The sequence below is a fragment of the Burkholderia sp. MSMB1588 genome (genome assembly GCF_001546925.1).
GTDB classification, from domain to species: domain Bacteria; phylum Pseudomonadota; class Gammaproteobacteria; order Burkholderiales; family Burkholderiaceae; genus Burkholderia; species Burkholderia humptydooensis.
On the sequence record NZ_LNJS01000001.1, the window covers coordinates 2558680 to 2575077 of the forward strand.

A 16398-nucleotide genomic window follows, 5' to 3' on the forward strand; every position below is an offset into this window, starting at 1 on the left:
TGCGCGCGGCGGTTTTCGTCCGTCGACGAGAGGAACGCGCCACAAGACGTAAAATTTTATCCCAAAATAAGTCGCATACCCTGGCGCGATGCAACTCGGGTGCAGCGCGACACACCGGCTTGATTACAATGCCGGCTTTCGCCTGCTTCTCGGCGCGACGTTCGGACGCGGCGTTCAACCCTCGTTTCACCACACGCACTGATTTTGGAAGCTCTCACCCCTGCCCAGCGCAACGCCCACAACGCGAAGCTCGCGAGCTACGCCGCCCGGCCGCTCGCGTTCCTGTTCCGCTACATCCGGATGCACCCGGTCGCACATGTCGTCGTGCTCGTCAGCGTGCTCGCGGCGGTCGGCTGCGCGCTCGGCTCGCAGTACGCGATCAAGCACCTGATCGACGTGCTCGCGGCCGGCCGCCATCATCCGGGCGCGCTCTGGGGCGCGTTCGCGCTCCTCGTCGGCCTGATCGCCGCGGACAACCTGCTCTGGCGCGTCGGCGGCTGGGTCGCCGCGCATACGTTCGTCGCGGTGACGGGCGATCTGCGCCGCGATCTGTTCCAGTATTTGAGCGGGCACTCGCAGACCTACTACGCGGAGAAGCAGCCCGGCACGCTCGCGAGCCGGATCACCGCGACGTCGAACGCGATCTACACGTCGGAGAACACGATGGCGTGGAACGTACTGCCGCCGTGCATCGCGGTGATGGGCGCGATCCTGATGATCATCGTCGTCAATCCGCTGATGGCGCTCGGCCTGCTGTCGTGCTCGGGCGTGCTCGCGATCGTGCTGTTCAAGCTCGCCAAGCGCGGCTCGATGCGCCACCACCGCTTCGCGGCGAAGGCGGCGGCTGTCGACGGCGAGCTCGTCGACGTGATCGGCAACATGGGGCTCGTGCGCGCGTTCGGGATGACGCTGCGCGAGCAGAAGCGCTTTTCCGCGACCGTGAAGGCCGAGATGGACGCGCGCCAGCAGAGCCTGCTCTACCTCGAGAAGCTGCGCCTCTTGCACGCGGTGATCACCGCGATGCTGTCGGCGGGCCTTCTCGGCTGGGCGCTGTGGCTCTGGGACCAGGGCCGGGCGACGTCGGGCGACATCGTGCTCGTCAGCTCGCTCGGCTTCACGATCCTGCACGGCACGCGCGACCTCGCCGTCGCGCTCGTCGACGTCACGCAACACGTCGCGCGTCTCGCCGAGGCGGTGAAGACGCTCCTCGAGCCGCACGGGATGCCCGACCGCTCGGACGCGATCGCGCTTGCGCCGCGCGGCGGCCGCGTCGACTTCGAGCGCGTGACGTTCGCGTATCCGCACCGCCGGCCGATCCTCGACCACTTCGACCTGCACATCGAGCCCGGCCAGCGCGTCGGCCTGATCGGCAAGTCGGGCGCGGGCAAATCGACCGTGCTCGCGCTGCTGCAGCGCTTCTACGACATCCAGCATGGCGCGATCCGGGTCGACGGCCAGGACCTCGGCTCGATCACGCAGGAGAGCCTGCGCCAATCGATCGCGCTCGTGCCGCAGGACATCTCCCTCTTTCACCGGTCGATCTACGAGAACATCGCGTACGGCCGGCCCGACGCGACGCGCGAGGAAGTGCTCGCCGCCGCGCGCGACGCGCGCTGCACCGAGTTCATCGAGGCGATGCCCGAGGGCTTCGAGACGATCGTCGGCGATCGCGGCGTGAAGCTGTCGGGCGGCCAGCGGCAGCGGATCGCGATCGCGCGCGCAATCCTGAAGGACGCGCCGATCCTGCTGCTCGACGAGGCGACGTCGGCGCTCGACAGCGCGTCCGAGGAAGCGATCCAGGCCGCCCTCGACCGGCTGATGACGGGCCGCACAGTGATCGCGATCGCCCACCGGCTGTCGACGCTGCGCAACTTCGACCGGATCATCGTGATGAGCGCGGGCAAGGTGATCGACGACGGCAGCCCCGACGTGCTGCGCGAGCGCCCGGGCCTGTACCGCGATCTGCTCGCGAAGCAGCACGGCCGGCACCAGGCCGCGCCGGCGCCCGCCGAAGACAACGGCAACGGCGGCGACGATTCGTCTGCGTCGGACGACGAACGCGTCGCGTAGCGCCGCGCGCGCCGCAGAGGACCCGGGCCGTCGCCCGTCGCCGTGCGCTACCGCCCGAGATCCCGCAAGAAGTTGTCGCGCCACACCGACACGTTGTTCTCGCGCAGCCGCGCGAGCATGTCGGCGTGACGCGCGCGCCGCTCGGCGAGCGGCATCGACAGCGCGCGCGACAACGCATCGGCCATCCCGCCGATATCGATCGGATTGACGATCAGCGCGCCCGTCAGTTCGCACGCGGCGCCCGCGAAGCGCGACAGCACGAGCACGCCGGGATCGTCCGGGTCCTGCGCCGACACGTACTCCTTCGCGACGAGATTCATCCCGTCGCGCAGCGGCGTCACGTACCCGACGCGCGCGAGCCGGTACAGCGCGGCGAGCACCGGCCGCTCGTACTGCCGGTGGATATAGAGGATCGGTGCCCAGTCGAGCTCGGCGAAGCGGCCGTTGATGCGTCCCGATTCGCCCTCGAGCTGCCGGCGGATGTCCTGGTACGCGCGCAGGTCGGCGCGCGTCGACGGCGCGATCTGCAGGAACGACACGTGGTTGCGAAACGACGTCTCGTGCTCGAGCAGTTTCTCGAACGCGCGAAAGCGCTCGACGAGCCCCTTCGAGTAATCGAGCCGGTCGACGCTCATCACGAGCTGCCGCCCGCGCAGCGACGCCGCGAGCGACTTCACCGCGCGGCCGTTCTCGCCCGCCTTCGCGAGCGCGGCGATCTCGTCCGGATAGACGCCGATCGGATACGCGGCCGCGCGCAGCGTGCGCCCGAACGCCTCGACGCGCGCCGGATGCGCGGCGCGGTCGACCGCGCCGCCCGCCTCGCATTCGACGTACTCGAAGAACGCGCGCAGATCGGTGTCGGTCTGGAAGCCGAGCAGATCGAACGAGCACAGCGCCTCGACGAGCTCGCGATGCGGCGGCACGTTGACGAGCACCTGCGCGGCCGGAAACGGAATGTGCAGGAAGAAGCCGATCCGGTTCTTCACGCCGGCCGCGCGCAACGCCTGCGCGAACGGGATCAGATGATAGTCGTGCACCCAGATCACGTCGTCGTCGCGCAAGAGCGGCACGAGCTGCTGCGCGAGCCACACGTTCACGCGCGAATAGCCCTCGAACTCGTGGCGGTCGAACTGGATCAGGTCCGCGCGGTAATGGAACGCGGGCCACAGCGTCGCATTCGAGAAGCCCCGGTAGTACTGATCGTAGTCGCGGCGCGACAGCCCGATCGTCGCGAACGTGACGGGGCCGTGCTCCTCGACGCGAATCTGCGGCGCGCCCGACGCGACGACCTCGCCGCTCCAGCCGAACCACATGCCGCCCGTTTCCTTCAGCGCGTCGTAGACGCCGATCGCGAGACCGCCCGCGGCGGGCTCCCCTTCCGAAATCGGCGCGACCCGATTCGAGACGATGATGAGACGGCTCATGCGGGCGCGCGCCCCGCGTCGATCCAGCGCGCGAGCTGCTCGCGGAACGCGGCGACCGAATCGATGCGCGCGCGCGCCGTCGTGTCGCCCGCGCCGACCTTGATCGACAGCCCGCCGTTCGCGTTGACGACGGCGAAGCCCTGCTCGTCGGTCAGATCGTCGCCGGCGAAGACAGGCATGCGGCCGGCGAACGGCGGCTCGTTCAGGAACGCGGCGACCGCGCGCCCCTTGTCGACGCCCCTCGGCTTGATCTCGAACACCATCTTGCCCGGCTGCAGCACGTACGCGTCCGGATAGTCGGCGACGAGCCGCTCGGCCGCCGCGCGCGCAACGCCTTCGCGTTCGGGCGCGTTGCGAAAGTGCAGCGCGAGCGCCGCGCCCTTGATCTCGAGCAGCATGCCCGGATGGCGATCGACGACCGCCGCGAGCTCGCGCTCGATGCGCAACAGACGCGGATCGTCGAAGCCGATCCGCTGCGTGTCGCCGTTCGCGTCGCGCCGTTCGGCGCCGTGCAGGCCCGCCACCGGCAGATCCGGCAGGTTGAGGTACGCGTCGATGCTGTCGATGCCGCGCCCCGACACGATCGCGACCGCGCCGTGCGACAGCCGCCGCAGCGCGTCGACGAGCGCGGGCACGTCGGGCGGCACCCGGATCGCGTCGGGCGTCGGCGCGAGATCGACGAGCGTGCCGTCGAAGTCGAAGAAGAACGCGGTGCGGGCGAGCGGAAGGGAAAGCGGGATGGATTGCATCGATTCGCTGAAGAGAATGGCTGCCGGCGGGCGCGCCCGCCGGGCGAATGTGCGCATCTTACCGCGCCTCGTGCGCGATGAACAAAAGCGCGGGCCCGTGGCGCGCGGCCGGCATGCCGCGCCGCTGCGACATTTTGCCCCGGTTCGGTGCGCCGCGCGCGTTTCGAAAAGACGATCCGGATCAAATTGCGCTACAGTCGCAATCGCCAACCGATATAGCGCGACACGGCGCGACGCCGATCCGCCGGTGCCGGTGCCGGTGCCGGTGCCGGTGCCGGTGCCGGTGCCGGTGCCGGTGCCGGTGCCGGTGCCGGTGCCCGTGGCCGGGCCTGACGCGCGCGCCGCGATGGGCGATGCGCCGAAAGCGCGGCGCGATCGATGCGCCCTCGACCGCAGCCGGCGCCGCAAGCCCCGTGCCGCGGCACCCGACGCCGCGCGTGGCCGTCGCGCACGATTGCTTCGAACCGAATTCGCCGATGCCGTTTCCTTTTTTCGCGGCGCGCGCGCAGGCCGCCTCACCGCCGGCTGGCGCACGCCGCATGCGCCTTCTCCGCTTCGCCGCCGCCTGCGCGGCGGCGGCCGCGCTCGCCGGCTGCACGCCGCGCGGCGAGCCGTGGCGCTTGACGAACGTGACAGGCCACCTGCCCGACCTGACGTTCTCGCTCACGGGCGAGGACGGCAAGCCGATCGACGCGTCCGCGTTCCGCGGCCGCGCCGCGCTCGTCTACTTCGGCTACACGCACTGCCCGGACGTGTGCCCCGAAACGATGACGCGCCTGATGCGGGTGCTCGCGCTGCTCGGCCCCGACGCGCGTAGCGACGTGCGCATCCTGTTCGTGTCGGTCGACCCGGCGCGCGACACGCCCGCCGCGATGCGCGACTACGTCGGCGCGTTCGACGCCGAGCACGCGTACGGGCTCACGGGCAGCGAGCGGCAAATCGAGTCGCTCGCGAAGCGCTATCGCGTCGCGTATCAGATGGAAAAGCGCGACCCGAACGGCAGCTACGAAGTCACGCACAGCTCGGCCGTCTACGTGTTCGATGCGCAAGGCCGCGCGCGCCTGCTCGCGACCGACCAGGATTCCCCCGACGCGATCGCCGCCGATCTGCGCCGGATCATCGCCAACCGTTCCTGAACCGGAACCCACTTACCGCCAAGCCGATGACGCTCAAACCGCCCCTCCTCGCCGCGCTCGCCGCCCTTTCGCTCAGCCTGAACGCACACGCGGCCGGCGCCGCTTCGATCAGCGCGCAGAACGCGTGGGTGCGCTGGCTGCCGAACAAACTGCCCGCCGCCGGCTACGTGACGCTCGTCAACGCGAGCGACAAGCCGATCGATCTCGTCGACGTCGACAGCCCCGAGTACGGGATGACGATGCTGCACCAGACCGTGTCGAACGGCTCGACGCAGAAGATGGAGATGGTCGACAAGCTGACGATCCCCGCGCGCGGCAAGGTCGACATCGCGCCGGGCGGCTATCACTTCATGCTCGAAGAGCCGAAGCGCGCGATCAAGCCGGGCGACACCGTGCACCTGCGGATGCAGTTCTCCGACGGCGAGCAGCTCGACGCGCCGTTCGCCGTGAAGTCGCCCGCGGCCGCCAAGTAAGCTCCGCGCGATGAACCTGCTGTACTGGCTCGAGCCGTGGGAGCCGTCGCCCACCGTCGTGATCGCCGTGCTCGTGGCCGGCGTGCTGTTCGCGCGCGGCGCGCGCAAGGCGAAGGTGTCGGCGCCGCGGCGCGTCGCGTTCTGGCTCGGACTTGTCGCGCTGTACGTCGCGCTGCACACGCGGCTCGATTATTTCTTCGAGCACGAGTTCTTCATGCATCGCGCGCAGCACCTGGTGCTGCACCACCTCGGGCCGTTCTTCATCGCGCTGTCGTATCCGGGCGCGGCGATCCGCGCCGGCATCCCGTTCGCGTGGCGGCAGCGCTTCGTGCGCCCCGCGCTCGCGCAGCCGTTCGTGCGCGCGACGCTCGACGTGCTGTTCAATCCGGTCGTCGCGGTCGTGCTGTTCGTCGGACTGATCTATTTCTGGCTGCTGTCGCCGATCCACTTCGTCGCGATGCTCGACTGGCGGCTCTATCGCGTGATGAACTGGAGCATGGTGATCGACGGGCTGCTATTCTGGTGGCTCGTCGTCGATCCACGGCCCGCGCCGCCCGCCCGGCTCGCGCCGGGGCGGCGCATCCTGATGGTCGTCGCGGCGATTCCGCCGCAGATCATGCTCGGCGCGCTGATCTTCTTCACGCCGCACGAGCTCTATCCGATCTATTCGATCTGCGGGCGCGCGTTCACGTGGTTGAGCCCGCTGCGCGACCAGCAGATCGGCGGGCTGCTGCTGTGGATTCCCGGCTCGATGATGAGCGTGATCGGCGCGCTGATCGCGCTGCGGCACTGGATGCGGCTGTCCGCGCGCGGCCGGCTGTCCGACGAGCGCGCGGCGCGCGCCGCTCACGCGGGCGAACGCATCCACACATGCGCAATGCCGTCCTCGTCGTGCACGTCCGAACTCGGCGCGAAACCGAACGCGCCATAAAACTTCTGTAAATGCGCCTGCGCGTGCAGGCTGATCGGCGTATCCGGCCATTGCGCGCGAATGCGCTCGAGCACGGCCGAGAGCATCGCATGGCCGACGCCCATTCCGCGAAACGGCTGCGTCGTCAGCACGCGTCCGATCCGGATGTCCGGCTCCGACGCGTCGGGCAGCAGCACGCGCAGGTAGCATGCGAGGCGGCCCTGCGCGTCGTACGCGCCGAGGTGCCATGCCTCGAGATCGGCATGATCGATGTCGCGGTACACGCAGTTCTGCTCGACGACGAACACGTCGCTGCGCGCCGCGAGGATCGCGTAGATCTCGCTCGGCGTCAGCGCGCCGAACGGCTTCCAGCGCCATTCGAGCGACGCCGGCGGCGCAGCGGTGGTAACGGACGAAGCGGCTGTCGTGGAGATGGACATGATCGAGATCCCGAATGAAAGGCTGCGCCGTTGCGATGCGCGCAATGGCCGATTATGCCTTGAACGGACGGGGTCGCGAACGCGAATGCAGACATCCGCGCCGATGCGCACGCGCCGCGCCGAGCATCCGCGCGCGGCGCCGCGCGACGGCGCACGAAAAACGCCCCGCTCATCGCGGGGCCTTCGTCAAGCGCTCATCTTGCCGAAGCGGCCGCCGTTGAAATCGTCGATCGCCTGACGGATCTCCTCGTCGCTGTTCATCACGAACGGCCCGTAGCCGACGATCGGCTCGTCGATCGGCTCGCCGCTCAGCCACAGCAGCGTCGCATCGTTGTTCGCTTCGATGTCGACGTCGCCGCCGTCCCGCGCGAACTGCACGAGTTGCGCTTCGCGCACGACCTCTTCGCCGTTCACGAGCACCGTGCCGCGCAGCACGACGAGCGCGAGCGTGCGGCCCGCGTCGGCGCGCAGCCGCACGTGGCCGCCCTGCGCAACGCGCACGTCCCACACGTCGAGCGGCGTGTGCGTGCGCGCCGGCCCGCGGCGGCCGCCGAACTCGCCCGCGATCACCCGCACGCGGCCCGCGCCGTCGGGCAGCTCGACGGACGGGATACTGTCGTTCGGCAGCGTCTGGTAGCCGGGCTCGGACATCTTGTCCTTCGCCGGCAGATTCACCCAGAGCTGCACCATCTCGAGCGTGCCGCCGTCGCGCGCGAACTGCGCCGAATGAAACTCCTCGTGCAGGATGCCGCCCGCCGCCGTCATCCACTGGACGTCGCCCGGGCCGATATGGCCGCCCGCGCCCGTCGAGTCGCGGTGATCGACTTCGCCCTGATAGACGATCGTCACCGTCTCGAACCCGCGGTGCGGGTGCTGGCCGACGCCGCGCCGGCGGGCCGTCGGCTCGAAGCGCGCGGGACCGGCATAGTCGAGCAGCAGGAACGGGCTCAGATGCGCGCCGTGGCTGTCGTAGCTGAACAGGGGCCGCGCGGGAAAGCCGTCGCCGACCCAATGCGAGCGAGGCGCGCTGTGCACGCCGACGATTTGCTTCATGCTCCTCTCCTTTCATTCATGGCCGAAGCGATCGCTTCAGTCGATGGATAGAAGATAGAATCCGAACGATGTTTGCGGTAGTGCGTGGAAATCGCACTCAGCGTTCCATATGGAGAACGATGCATCATGCGGGATCTGAACGATCTCTGCTACTTCGTCCAGGTCGTCGATCATGGCGGCTTCGCGCCCGCCGGGCGCGCGCTGAACATGCCGAAGTCGAAGCTGAGCCGGCGCATCGCGCTCCTAATCGACATCGCGCTGCGCGCGGCCGCCGCCGCGAGCGTCGGCGTCGCCCAGTTGCCGACGATGATGGTCCGCGGCCCGATTGCGCGCGGCGAGCTGCGGCAACTGCTGCCCGGCTGGGCGCCGCGGCGCGAAATCGTGCATGCGGTGTTCGCGTCGCGCCGCGGGCTGCTGCCGTCCGTGCGCGCTGCTCGACTTTCTCGCCCGGCGTTTCGCCGCGCTCGAGCCGGATTAGACAACGCTCGGGCCTTCGATCGATACGGCGCCCGCCTCCGATCGGCCCCGGCCGCGGCGCGCGATCACGCCGCGCGCCGCGGCGAATTCCCTTAGACTGCACGAGTTGCGGCCGCCGCAGCCGCCGCTCAACCATCACGTCAATCGCTCATGTTCGCGCTCTCCGAAACCCTTCCGTCATCGAAGCCTGCGCTCTACGAAACGCTCGCCGCGCAGGCGCGCGCGCTCGTCGAGACGGAAACCGATGTCGTCGCCAACGCGGCGAATTTCGCTTCGCTCGTCTACCACTCGCTCGACGGCCTCAACTGGGCCGGCTTCTATTTCCTTGACGGCCGCGAGCTCGTCGTCGGCCCGTTCCAGGGCAAGCCCGCGTGCGTGCGCATTCCGCTCGGCAAGGGCGTGTGCGGGACGGCCGCGCAGACGCGCAGCACGCAAGTCGTGCACGACGTGCACGCGTTTGCCGGCCACATCGCATGCGATTCGGCGTCGCAATCGGAAATCGTCGTGCCGCTCGTCGCGCGCGACGGCGCATTGATCGGCGTATGGGACGTCGACAGCCCGCTGATCGGCCGCTTCGACGAAGAGGACGCGGCAGGCATGGAGGCGCTCTGCCGGGTGTTCGTCGAGGTCGCGTGGGAAAACGCGGCGCGGCCCGGCAAGTGAATCGGTATCCGGCGATGCCGGCCGTGCCAGGCGGAAGGCGTCGCCGGCAAGCCGTTCGCCTCGTCTCGACAGTGTGCAAGCGCGCGCGCCTCGCGTCCGTATGATCGCGCCCCCGCGCGCACTCGCGATGAATCAGGGTGCCCGGCCGCTCCCTCATCGAACCGGCCGGCCGCGTCTATCGATCGATTCCCCGCGCGCTTTCGCCACGCAGCGCAATGCCCGGCGCACGTGCGCCGCGCCCCCACCAGCCCCACATCGCGAACGCGCCGATAGCGAGCAGCGGCAGAACCAGCACGCTGCCCTCGGGCCCGGCCGTCCCGCCGCTCAGCAGCGGATGCCCGACGGCGTGCGCGGTCAGCCGCACGCCCTCGACGAGCCGGCCGCTATCCGGCGCGCCGTAGAAATACGATTCGCCCCAGTCCCATGCCGCATGAAAGCCGATCGCCCACCAGAGCGACCCCGTATACCAGAGCGATAGACAGAAGACGAATCCGAACAGCATCGCCGACACGAGCCCCATGATCGATTCGTCCGGACTGACGACATGCAGCGCGCCGAAGAGCGCCGACAACAACACGGCGCCCCACCAAAAGCCAATCCAGCGCGCGAGCGTACAAAGCAGATAGCCGCGCAGCAGCGACTCCTCGAAGAGCCCGGTCATCACGAACATCGCGGCCCACACGGCCGCATATTCCCACGCGCGCGCACCGTGAATCGCGGGCGCATCGAAGCGCAGCAGCCCGGCCTCCCACAACGCGAACACCAGCGCCGAAATCGCCATGAAGCCGCATACGGCGCCAGCCGCGAAGCGCAACGCGCGCGCTCGCCCCTGCAGCCCGTAGGAAAACGGCGAACGGCGCTCGATCCACGCGAGCACGATCGTTGCGAGCGCAACCGATGCGAGTTGCATCGCCTCCATCACCGCGCCGTTCGCGACGGACAGCGCCTGATCGCCCGCCGGCATCGGCAGCAGCCGGCGCGAGACGAGCGCAAGCCCGGCGATCGCACCGACGAAGATCGCGACGAACAGCAGCACGCCCCACGGCGCGCGCAAGCCGTCCTGATCCAGCAGGACCCGGCGCAGACGGCCGCCGCGATACCCGGCCGATGCCGCGGCCGACGTGTCGTTCGACGACGCGGACGAATTCGAATGAATCGGTTTCAAGTACGCTCCCGGTCGGGCTCGAAATGGGAAACGGCTCGCGCACGCGAGCAGGCGACGCTGCGCGTTGCCCGCGGCGCATGCGGATTGAACGCGATTGTCACACCGGAAGCGGCGATACGGGCGGGGAAGCGAAAAAAAGAAAAGCCCCGTTGATCGGGGCTTTGTCTGGAGGCGCGAGCCGGAGTCGAACCGGCCTACACGGCTTTGCAGGCCGCTGCATAACCGCTTTGCTATCGCGCCGTAAGCGGACTGCCGAACGTCGCGAAAACCAGCCGGCTTGCAACGATCGACAGATTTCGTTCGAGGGCCGAAAGGCCCATCAAACAAAAAGGGAAGCTTGGCTTCCCCTTGTTCTGGAGCGGGAGACGAGTCTCGAACTCGCGACCTCAACCTTGGCAAGGTTGCGCTCTACCAACTGAGCTACTCCCGCATCATCCTGCACTGCATGTCTTGCCGAACATGCACGTCAAGCAAAACGCTGCCTTGAAACCTGGAGCGGGAGACGAGTCTCGAACTCGCGACCTCAACCTTGGCAAGGTTGCGCTCTACCAACTGAGCTACTCCCGCGTTTTGCTTCCCCCACCGCACTGCGTCAGGCGTCATGCAGTGGAGAAGCGAAATTATGGCGAAACTCGATTTGCGTGTCAAGCGTTTTTCGCGCCCTTTTTCTTCGATCACGTCATCGCCATCGTCGACGCGCGATCCGGCATGCGTTTCGCCGTGCGTTCCGCGCTCACGCCGCGCCGCCGCGCTCGCGAATCTGCGGCCACGCGAGCTTCATGTAGTAGAGCATCGACCAGATCGTCAGCACGGCCGCGAGATAGATCAGCCACTCGCCCCACACGCGCGTGTCGATCGCGACGCCGCCGCCGAACGGCAGCCGGCCGTAGAAGAGCAGCATCGGGATCGCGACCATCTGGCACGCGGTCTTGAACTTGCCGAGCGAGTTCACCGCGACGCTCTTCGACGCGCCGATCTGCGCCATCCATTCACGCAGCGCCGAGATCGCGATTTCGCGGCCGACGATCACGAGCGCGATCGCCGCATCAATGCGCGCGAGCTGCACGAGCATCAGCAGCGCCGCCGTCACCATCAGCTTGTCGGCGACCGGATCGAGAAACGCGCCGAATGCCGACGTCTGGTTCCATTTCCGCGCGAGATAGCCGTCGAACCAGTCGGTCAGCGCGGCCAGAATGAAGATCACGGCGGCCGCCAGATTGCGATGGTCGGCGCTCAGCATCGTGTCCGGCAGATAAAACACGCCGACGACGAGCGGAATCAGCACGATTCGCACCCACGTCAGGAAAATCGGGAAGTTGAACGGCATGGCACGCGACACGATTGAAGGATTTGCCATTGTGCCGCGTCGCCCGCGCCGCCACAAGCAAGGCGCCCGGCGCGGGCCGCGCCGGGCCGGGCGGCGGCGGGCGGTGCGGCGTTCAGTGGAGTTGCCGGTAGATCTGCTCGGCGAGCGCGCGGGAGATGCCTTCGACGCTCGCGAGCTCGTCGACGCTCGCGGCAACGACGCCGCGCAAGCCGCCGAAGCGCGCAAGCAGTCGCTGCCGACGCTTCGCGCCGACGCCTTCGAGTTCCTCGAGCCGCGACGTCTGCCGCGCCTTCGCCCGCTTCGCGCGCATCCCGGTGATCGCGAAGCGGTGCGCCTCGTCGCGGATCTGCGCGACGAGCATCAGCGCGGCGCTCTCCTTGCCGAGCTCGAGCGGCGCGCGGCCGTCGGCGAAGATCAGCGTCTCGAGCCCGACCTTGCGCCCCTCGCCCTTCGCCACGCCGACGAGCATCGAGATATCGAGCCCGAGCTCGGAGAACACCTGGCGCGCGATCTCGACCTGGCCCCGGCCGCCGTCGATCAGCACGATGTTCGGCAACCGCCCGGCCGAAGCGGCCGCATGCACCGCGTTGCCGTCGATGCCGGCCGCTTCGTCGGCCGACGCCTCGGCGGCCGCCTCCTCGACCATCTTCTCGTAGCGGCGCGTGAGCACCTGGCGCATCGCCGCGTAGTCGTCGCCGGGCGTGATCCCCGCGATGTTGTAGCGGCGGTACTCGGACGACTGCATCTTGTGATGGTGATAGACGACGCACGACGCCTGCGTCGCCTCGCCCATCGTATGGCTGATGTCGAAGCACTCGATCCGCAACTGCGCGAGATCGTCGCTCTCGTAGCCGAGCACGTCGGCGAGCGCGCGCGTGCGCGCCTGCTGCGAGCCCTGCTCGGACAAGAGCCGCGCGAGCGCGAGGCGCGCGTTCTGCTCGGCCATCGCGAGCCACGCGCGCTTCTGGCCCTGCGGCTGCCGCACGACCGCGACCTTGTGCCCAGCCTGCTCGACGAGCAGATCGATCAGCTCGCGATTCGCGGGCGCATGGCTCACGACGAGAATCGGCGGCACGCGGTTGCCGAGGTAGTGCTGCGCGATGAACGCTTCGAGCACTTCGGTTTCGAGCGGCGCGGCGGCAGCATCGGTCTCGGCTTCCTGCGGCGCGGCTGCAGCGCCGCTGCCGGGCGGCGCGCCGGCCTCGCGCGCTTCGGCCTCGCCTTGCGGGCCGACGCTCGCGTCCGCGCGTCGCTCGACATCGCCTTCGGCACGCGCGTCGGCGAGCGCGTCGCCCGCAAGCGGCGCCCGCGCCGTCGGCTCCGCTCCGGCGGCCTGCGCGTCGTCGCCCGCGCCTTCGCCGGCGCGCGCGTCGAAGTCGCCTTCGAGCGCAAGCGCGGTTTCGACGTGCGTCGGGAAATACGCCTTGTCGCCGAGATGCCGGCCGCCGCGCACCATCGCGAGATTCACGCACACGCGGCCGCCCTGCGCGACGACGGCGAGGATATCGACGTCGCTGTCGCCGCCGACGTCGATCGCCTGCTGATGCAGCACCTTCGCGAGCGAGCTCATCTGGTTGCGCACGGCCGCTGCCTGCTCGAACTTCAGCTCGGCCGCGAACGCGTGCATCTTCCGCTCGAGCTCGCCCATCACCTCGCCCTGCCGGCCGAGCAGGAAGCGCGACGCGTTGTCCACGTCGCGCGCATAGTCCTCCTCGCCGATCGCGCCGACGCACGGCGCCGAGCAGCGGCCGATCTGGTGCAGCAGGCACGGGCGCGTGCGGTTGTTGAACACCGAGTCCTCGCAGGTGCGCAACTGGAACACGCGCTGCAGGATCTGGATGCTCTCGCGCACCGCCCACGCGCTCGGAAACGGCCCGAAGTACTGGTTCTTCTTGTCGACCGCGCCGCGGTAGTACGCCATGCGCGGAAATGCGTGGCCCGTGAGCTTCAGGTACGGATACGACTTGTCGTCGCGAAACAGGATGTTGTAGCGCGGCGCGAGCGCCTTGATCAGGTTGTTCTCGAGCAGCAGCGCCTCGGCCTCCGAGCGCGTGACCGTGGTCTCGACGCGCGCGATGCGCGTGACCATCATCGCGATCCGCGGCGACGACTGCGTCTTCGTGAAGTAGCTCGACACGCGCTTTTTCAGGTCGCGCGCCTTGCCGACGTACAGCACCGCGTCCTGCGCGTCGTAGTAACGGTAGACGCCCGGCAGGTGCGGCAGTTGGGCGAGGATCGGCTTGGGTTCGAAACGGGATTCGGGTGCGTCGGGGGATGTCATGCTCAATGCGGGCGCGAGCGGCGCGCGCGAACAAGGTCATTTAGAATCGCCAGTTTAGAGCATTCGCCGCGCGCGATCGCGGCCCGGCCGCCGCGGCGCGCGTCCGCGTGCCGCGCGGCTCGCCGGTTTGCACGCTGATTCGCCTGCCAATCAGCGTTTCATTCGCTACGCTTGCCCAGACCAGATGACGTCGTCCGCCCCGCTCACCCCGCCCGCTTCCGCGCCCGCCGACACTCGCCCGCCGCCGCAAGACGCGGCGGGCCCGGTCGCGTGCGACATCTTCTGCGCGGTCGTCGACAACTTCGGCGACATCGGCGTGTGCTGGCGCCTCGCGCGCCAGCTCGCGGCCGAGCATGGCTGGCAGGTGCGGCTCTTCGTCGACGATCTCGCGACATTCGCGCGCCTGCAGCCGGCCGCCCGGCCCGACGCCGCGCGGCAGACCGTCGACGGCATCGCCGTCGAACACTGGCGCGCGCCCGCGCACGCGGGCGACACGCTCGAGATCGCCGACGTCGTGATCGAAGCGTTCGCGTGCGAGCTGCCGGGCGCTTACGTCGCCGCGATGGCGCGCCGCGCGCGGCCGCCCGTTTGGATCAACCTCGAATACCTGAGCGCCGAAGACTGGGTGGGCGACTTCCATCTGCGCCCGTCGCCGCACCCGCGCTACCCGCTGACGAAGACGTTCTTCTTCCCCGGCCTCGGCCCCGGCACGGGCGGCGTGCTGAAGGAGCGCGATCTCGACGCGCGCCGCGCCGCGTTCGAAGCCGACGACGACGCGCGCCGCGCATGGTGGCGAGACGTTGCGGGCGCGCCGAGGCCAGGCCCGGACGCAACCGTCGCATCGCTCTTCGCGTACGAGAACCCGGCGCTCGACGCGCTGCTCGAACAATGGCGCGACGGCGGCGAGCCGGTCGTGCTGCTCGTGCCCGAGGGCCGGATCTCGGCGCGCGTCGCGCGCTTCTTCGGGGTCGGCACGTTCGGCGCCGGCGCGCACGCGGCACGCGGCAGCGTCGCCGCGCACGGGCTCGCGTTCGTCGCACAGCCCGACTACGACCGGCTGCTGTGGGCGAGCGACGTGAACTTCGTGCGCGGCGAGGATTCGTTCGTTCGCGCGCAATGGGCGCGCCGGCCGTTCGTCTGGCAGATCTATCCGCAGGCCGACGACGCGCATCTGCCGAAGCTCGACGCGGCGCTCGCGCACGTCACGGCGCGCGTCGATCACGCGACGCGCGCGGCGACCGAACGCTTCTGGCATGCGTGGAATGGCGCGGGCGCGCCCGACTGGGCCGACTTCTGGCAGCACCGCGCGGCGCTCGCCGCGCGCGCGGCGAACTGGGCGAACGAGCTCGCGGCCGTCGGCGACCTCGCCGGAAATCTGGCGGATTTTGCAAAAACTCAGTTAAAATAAGCGGTTATCCAACGGCTGACCACGCAAGCGCGTCCGTTACCGGCGCGACGCTTCAGGATAAAGGGGGCCGCCAGCCCGGCCGCGGCCGATCGCGCATGCGGTCGCCGGGCTTGCCGGGTCGAGCCCGCTTGCGCCGTTAGCCGTTGAGCAACGCTCAGGCAAATTCTCTCGTTCAGGATAGTTTTAGTTATGAAAACCGCACAGGAACTCCGCGTAGGCAACGTCGTGATGGTCGGCAACGACGCATGGGTCGTCTCGAAGGCCGAATACAACAAGTCGGGCCGCAACGCCGCCGTCGTCAAGATGAAGCTGAAGAACCTGCTGACGAACGCAGGCCAGGAATCGGTCTACAAGGCGGACGACAAGTTCGACGTCGTCGTGCTCGATCGCAAGGAAGTCACGTACTCGTACTTTGCCGACCCGATGTACGTGTTCATGGACGCCGACTACAACCAGTACGAAGTCGAAGCGGAAATGATGGGCGACGCGCTCAACTACCTCGAAGACGGCATGGCGTGCGAAGTCGTGTTCTACAACGAGAAGGCGATCTCGGTCGAACTGCCGACGATCCTCGTTCGCGAGATCACGTACACGGAACCGGCCGTCAAGGGCGACACGTCGTCGGGCAAGGTGCTCAAGAACGCGAAGCTCTCGACGGGCTTCGAGCTGCAGGTGCCGCTCTTCTGCAACACCGGCGACAAGATCGAAATCGACACGCGCACGAACGAGTACCGCAGCCGCGCATAAGCGCCGATTGCGCCGGCAGGTCGAACAAAGCGCCCTTCGGGGCGCTTTTTGTTTATTCGACGCCGCTTATTGCAT

Annotated in this window: 14 protein-coding genes, 3 tRNA genes and 1 pseudogene; 8 read left to right on the plus strand and 10 right to left on the minus strand. The window is 68.8% G+C overall.

The genetic code is table 11. From position 1 onward, the window contains the following. Positions 1 to 204 precede the first annotated feature (204 nt). Entirely contained in the window at positions 205 to 2070 is a 1866-nt protein-coding gene (locus WS92_RS23295; RefSeq protein ID WP_015602293.1) for an ABC transporter ATP-binding protein, read from the plus strand. Between the two features lie 47 nt (positions 2071 to 2117). Here WS92_RS23295 and otsA read toward each other — a convergent pair whose 3' ends face one another. Then, positions 2118 to 3494, minus strand: a complete 1377-nt coding sequence (gene otsA, locus WS92_RS23300; protein WP_006025830.1) for an alpha,alpha-trehalose-phosphate synthase (UDP-forming) — start codon at positions 3492 to 3494, stop codon at positions 2118 to 2120. Next, positions 3491 to 4300 carry a trehalose-phosphatase gene (gene otsB, locus WS92_RS23305; protein WP_082743903.1) on the minus strand — a complete coding sequence of 270 codons (810 nt, stop codon included), beginning with the start codon at positions 4298 to 4300 and terminating at the stop codon, positions 3491 to 3493. The genes otsA and otsB overlap by 4 nt, the downstream gene beginning before the upstream one ends. A 419-nt stretch (positions 4301 to 4719) precedes the next feature. Here otsB and WS92_RS23310 point away from each other — a divergent pair, with 419 nt between their 5' ends. From WS92_RS23310 to WS92_RS23320, 3 genes are read left to right on the plus strand one after another with little or no spacing between them, the layout of a single operon-like run. After that, positions 4720 to 5379 (plus strand): SCO family protein, encoded by a 660-nt coding sequence (locus WS92_RS23310; RefSeq protein ID WP_059934125.1) that lies wholly within the window; start codon positions 4720 to 4722, stop codon positions 5377 to 5379. 26 nt (positions 5380 to 5405) lie between these two features. Continuing rightward, positions 5406 to 5852, plus strand: a complete 447-nt coding sequence (locus tag WS92_RS23315; RefSeq protein ID WP_059933961.1) for a copper chaperone PCu(A)C — start codon at positions 5406 to 5408, stop codon at positions 5850 to 5852. 10 nt (positions 5853 to 5862) lie between these two features. Further along, the gene (locus WS92_RS23320; protein WP_006025826.1) at positions 5863 to 6783 is read left to right on the plus strand and encodes a cytochrome c oxidase assembly protein; all 921 of its coding nucleotides are present in this window, start codon (positions 5863 to 5865) and stop codon (positions 6781 to 6783) included. Here the strand turns inward: WS92_RS23320 and WS92_RS23325 are convergent. Both WS92_RS23325 and WS92_RS23330 read right to left on the minus strand, forming a co-directional pair. Further along, positions 6699 to 7202, minus strand: a complete 504-nt coding sequence (locus WS92_RS23325; protein ID WP_015600531.1) for a GNAT family N-acetyltransferase — start codon at positions 7200 to 7202, stop codon at positions 6699 to 6701. The genes WS92_RS23320 and WS92_RS23325 overlap by 85 nt on opposite strands. A 186-nt stretch (positions 7203 to 7388) precedes the next feature. Then, positions 7389 to 8255 carry a pirin family protein gene (locus tag WS92_RS23330; RefSeq protein ID WP_015600774.1) on the minus strand — a complete coding sequence of 289 codons (867 nt, stop codon included), beginning with the start codon at positions 8253 to 8255 and terminating at the stop codon, positions 7389 to 7391. 126 nt (positions 8256 to 8381) lie between these two features. Here WS92_RS23330 and WS92_RS23335 point away from each other — a divergent pair. Next, positions 8382 to 8733 (plus strand): annotated as a pseudogene (locus WS92_RS23335) (LysR family transcriptional regulator). A gap of 149 nt (positions 8734 to 8882) precedes the next feature. Further along, entirely contained in the window at positions 8883 to 9395 is a 513-nt protein-coding gene (locus tag WS92_RS23340; protein ID WP_015600142.1) for a GAF domain-containing protein, read from the plus strand. A gap of 175 nt (positions 9396 to 9570) precedes the next feature. Here WS92_RS23340 and WS92_RS23345 read toward each other — a convergent pair whose 3' ends face one another. The 6 genes from WS92_RS23345 to uvrC form a co-directional block, all read right to left on the minus strand. After that, a complete protein-coding gene (locus WS92_RS23345; protein ID WP_015602216.1) occupies positions 9571 to 10560 on the minus strand; it encodes a CPBP family intramembrane glutamic endopeptidase in 990 nt (329 codons plus the stop codon). Positions 10561 to 10726: 166 nt separating this feature from the next. Beyond that, positions 10727 to 10800: transfer RNA gene (locus tag WS92_RS23350), tRNA-Cys, on the minus strand. A 114-nt stretch (positions 10801 to 10914) separates the two neighbouring features. Then, a tRNA-Gly gene (locus WS92_RS23355) sits at positions 10915 to 10990 on the minus strand. A gap of 61 nt (positions 10991 to 11051) precedes the next feature. Beyond that, positions 11052 to 11127 (minus strand) — tRNA-Gly (locus tag WS92_RS23360). A 166-nt stretch (positions 11128 to 11293) separates the two neighbouring features. Further along, entirely contained in the window at positions 11294 to 11887 is a 594-nt protein-coding gene (gene pgsA, locus WS92_RS23365) for a CDP-diacylglycerol--glycerol-3-phosphate 3-phosphatidyltransferase (RefSeq protein ID WP_006025821.1), read from the minus strand. Positions 11888 to 11999: 112 nt separating this feature from the next. Beyond that, complete coding sequence (gene uvrC / locus WS92_RS23370; protein ID WP_059933966.1) at positions 12000 to 14168, minus strand: excinuclease ABC subunit UvrC; 2169 nt, start codon at positions 14166 to 14168, stop codon at positions 12000 to 12002. Between the two features lie 184 nt (positions 14169 to 14352). On the opposite strand from uvrC, the gene earP reads away from it, so the two are divergent. Continuing rightward, entirely contained in the window at positions 14353 to 15576 is a 1224-nt protein-coding gene (gene earP / locus WS92_RS23375) for an elongation factor P maturation arginine rhamnosyltransferase EarP (RefSeq protein WP_059933969.1), read from the plus strand. A gap of 189 nt (positions 15577 to 15765) precedes the next feature. Next, complete coding sequence (gene efp, locus WS92_RS23380; RefSeq protein WP_006025818.1) at positions 15766 to 16323, plus strand: elongation factor P; 558 nt, start codon at positions 15766 to 15768, stop codon at positions 16321 to 16323. Positions 16324 to 16398 lie beyond the last annotated feature (75 nt).

What these genes read in the sequence shown, in the direction of transcription:
- WS92_RS23315 (WP_059933961.1), top strand. Translation starts at nt 5,406, where the DNA reads ATGACGCTCAAACCGCCCCTCCTCGCCGCGCTCGCCGCCCTTTCGCTC.
- otsB (WP_082743903.1), bottom strand. Translation starts at nt 4,300, where the DNA reads ATGCGCACATTCGCCCGGCGGGCGCGCCCGCCGGCAGCCATTCTCTTC.
- WS92_RS23340 (WP_015600142.1), top strand. Translation starts at nt 8,883, where the DNA reads ATGTTCGCGCTCTCCGAAACCCTTCCGTCATCGAAGCCTGCGCTCTAC.
- WS92_RS23310 (WP_059934125.1), top strand. Translation starts at nt 4,720, where the DNA reads ATGCCGTTTCCTTTTTTCGCGGCGCGCGCGCAGGCCGCCTCACCGCCG.
- WS92_RS23320 (WP_006025826.1), top strand. Translation starts at nt 5,863, where the DNA reads ATGAACCTGCTGTACTGGCTCGAGCCGTGGGAGCCGTCGCCCACCGTC.
- efp (WP_006025818.1), top strand. Translation starts at nt 15,766, where the DNA reads ATGAAAACCGCACAGGAACTCCGCGTAGGCAACGTCGTGATGGTCGGC.
- pgsA (WP_006025821.1), bottom strand. Translation starts at nt 11,887, where the DNA reads ATGCCGTTCAACTTCCCGATTTTCCTGACGTGGGTGCGAATCGTGCTG.
- WS92_RS23330 (WP_015600774.1), bottom strand. Translation starts at nt 8,255, where the DNA reads ATGAAGCAAATCGTCGGCGTGCACAGCGCGCCTCGCTCGCATTGGGTC.
- otsA (WP_006025830.1), bottom strand. Translation starts at nt 3,494, where the DNA reads ATGAGCCGTCTCATCATCGTCTCGAATCGGGTCGCGCCGATTTCGGAA.
- WS92_RS23325 (WP_015600531.1), bottom strand. Translation starts at nt 7,202, where the DNA reads ATGTCCATCTCCACGACAGCCGCTTCGTCCGTTACCACCGCTGCGCCG.
- earP (WP_059933969.1), top strand. Translation starts at nt 14,353, where the DNA reads ATGACGTCGTCCGCCCCGCTCACCCCGCCCGCTTCCGCGCCCGCCGAC.
- uvrC (WP_059933966.1), bottom strand. Translation starts at nt 14,168, where the DNA reads ATGACATCCCCCGACGCACCCGAATCCCGTTTCGAACCCAAGCCGATC.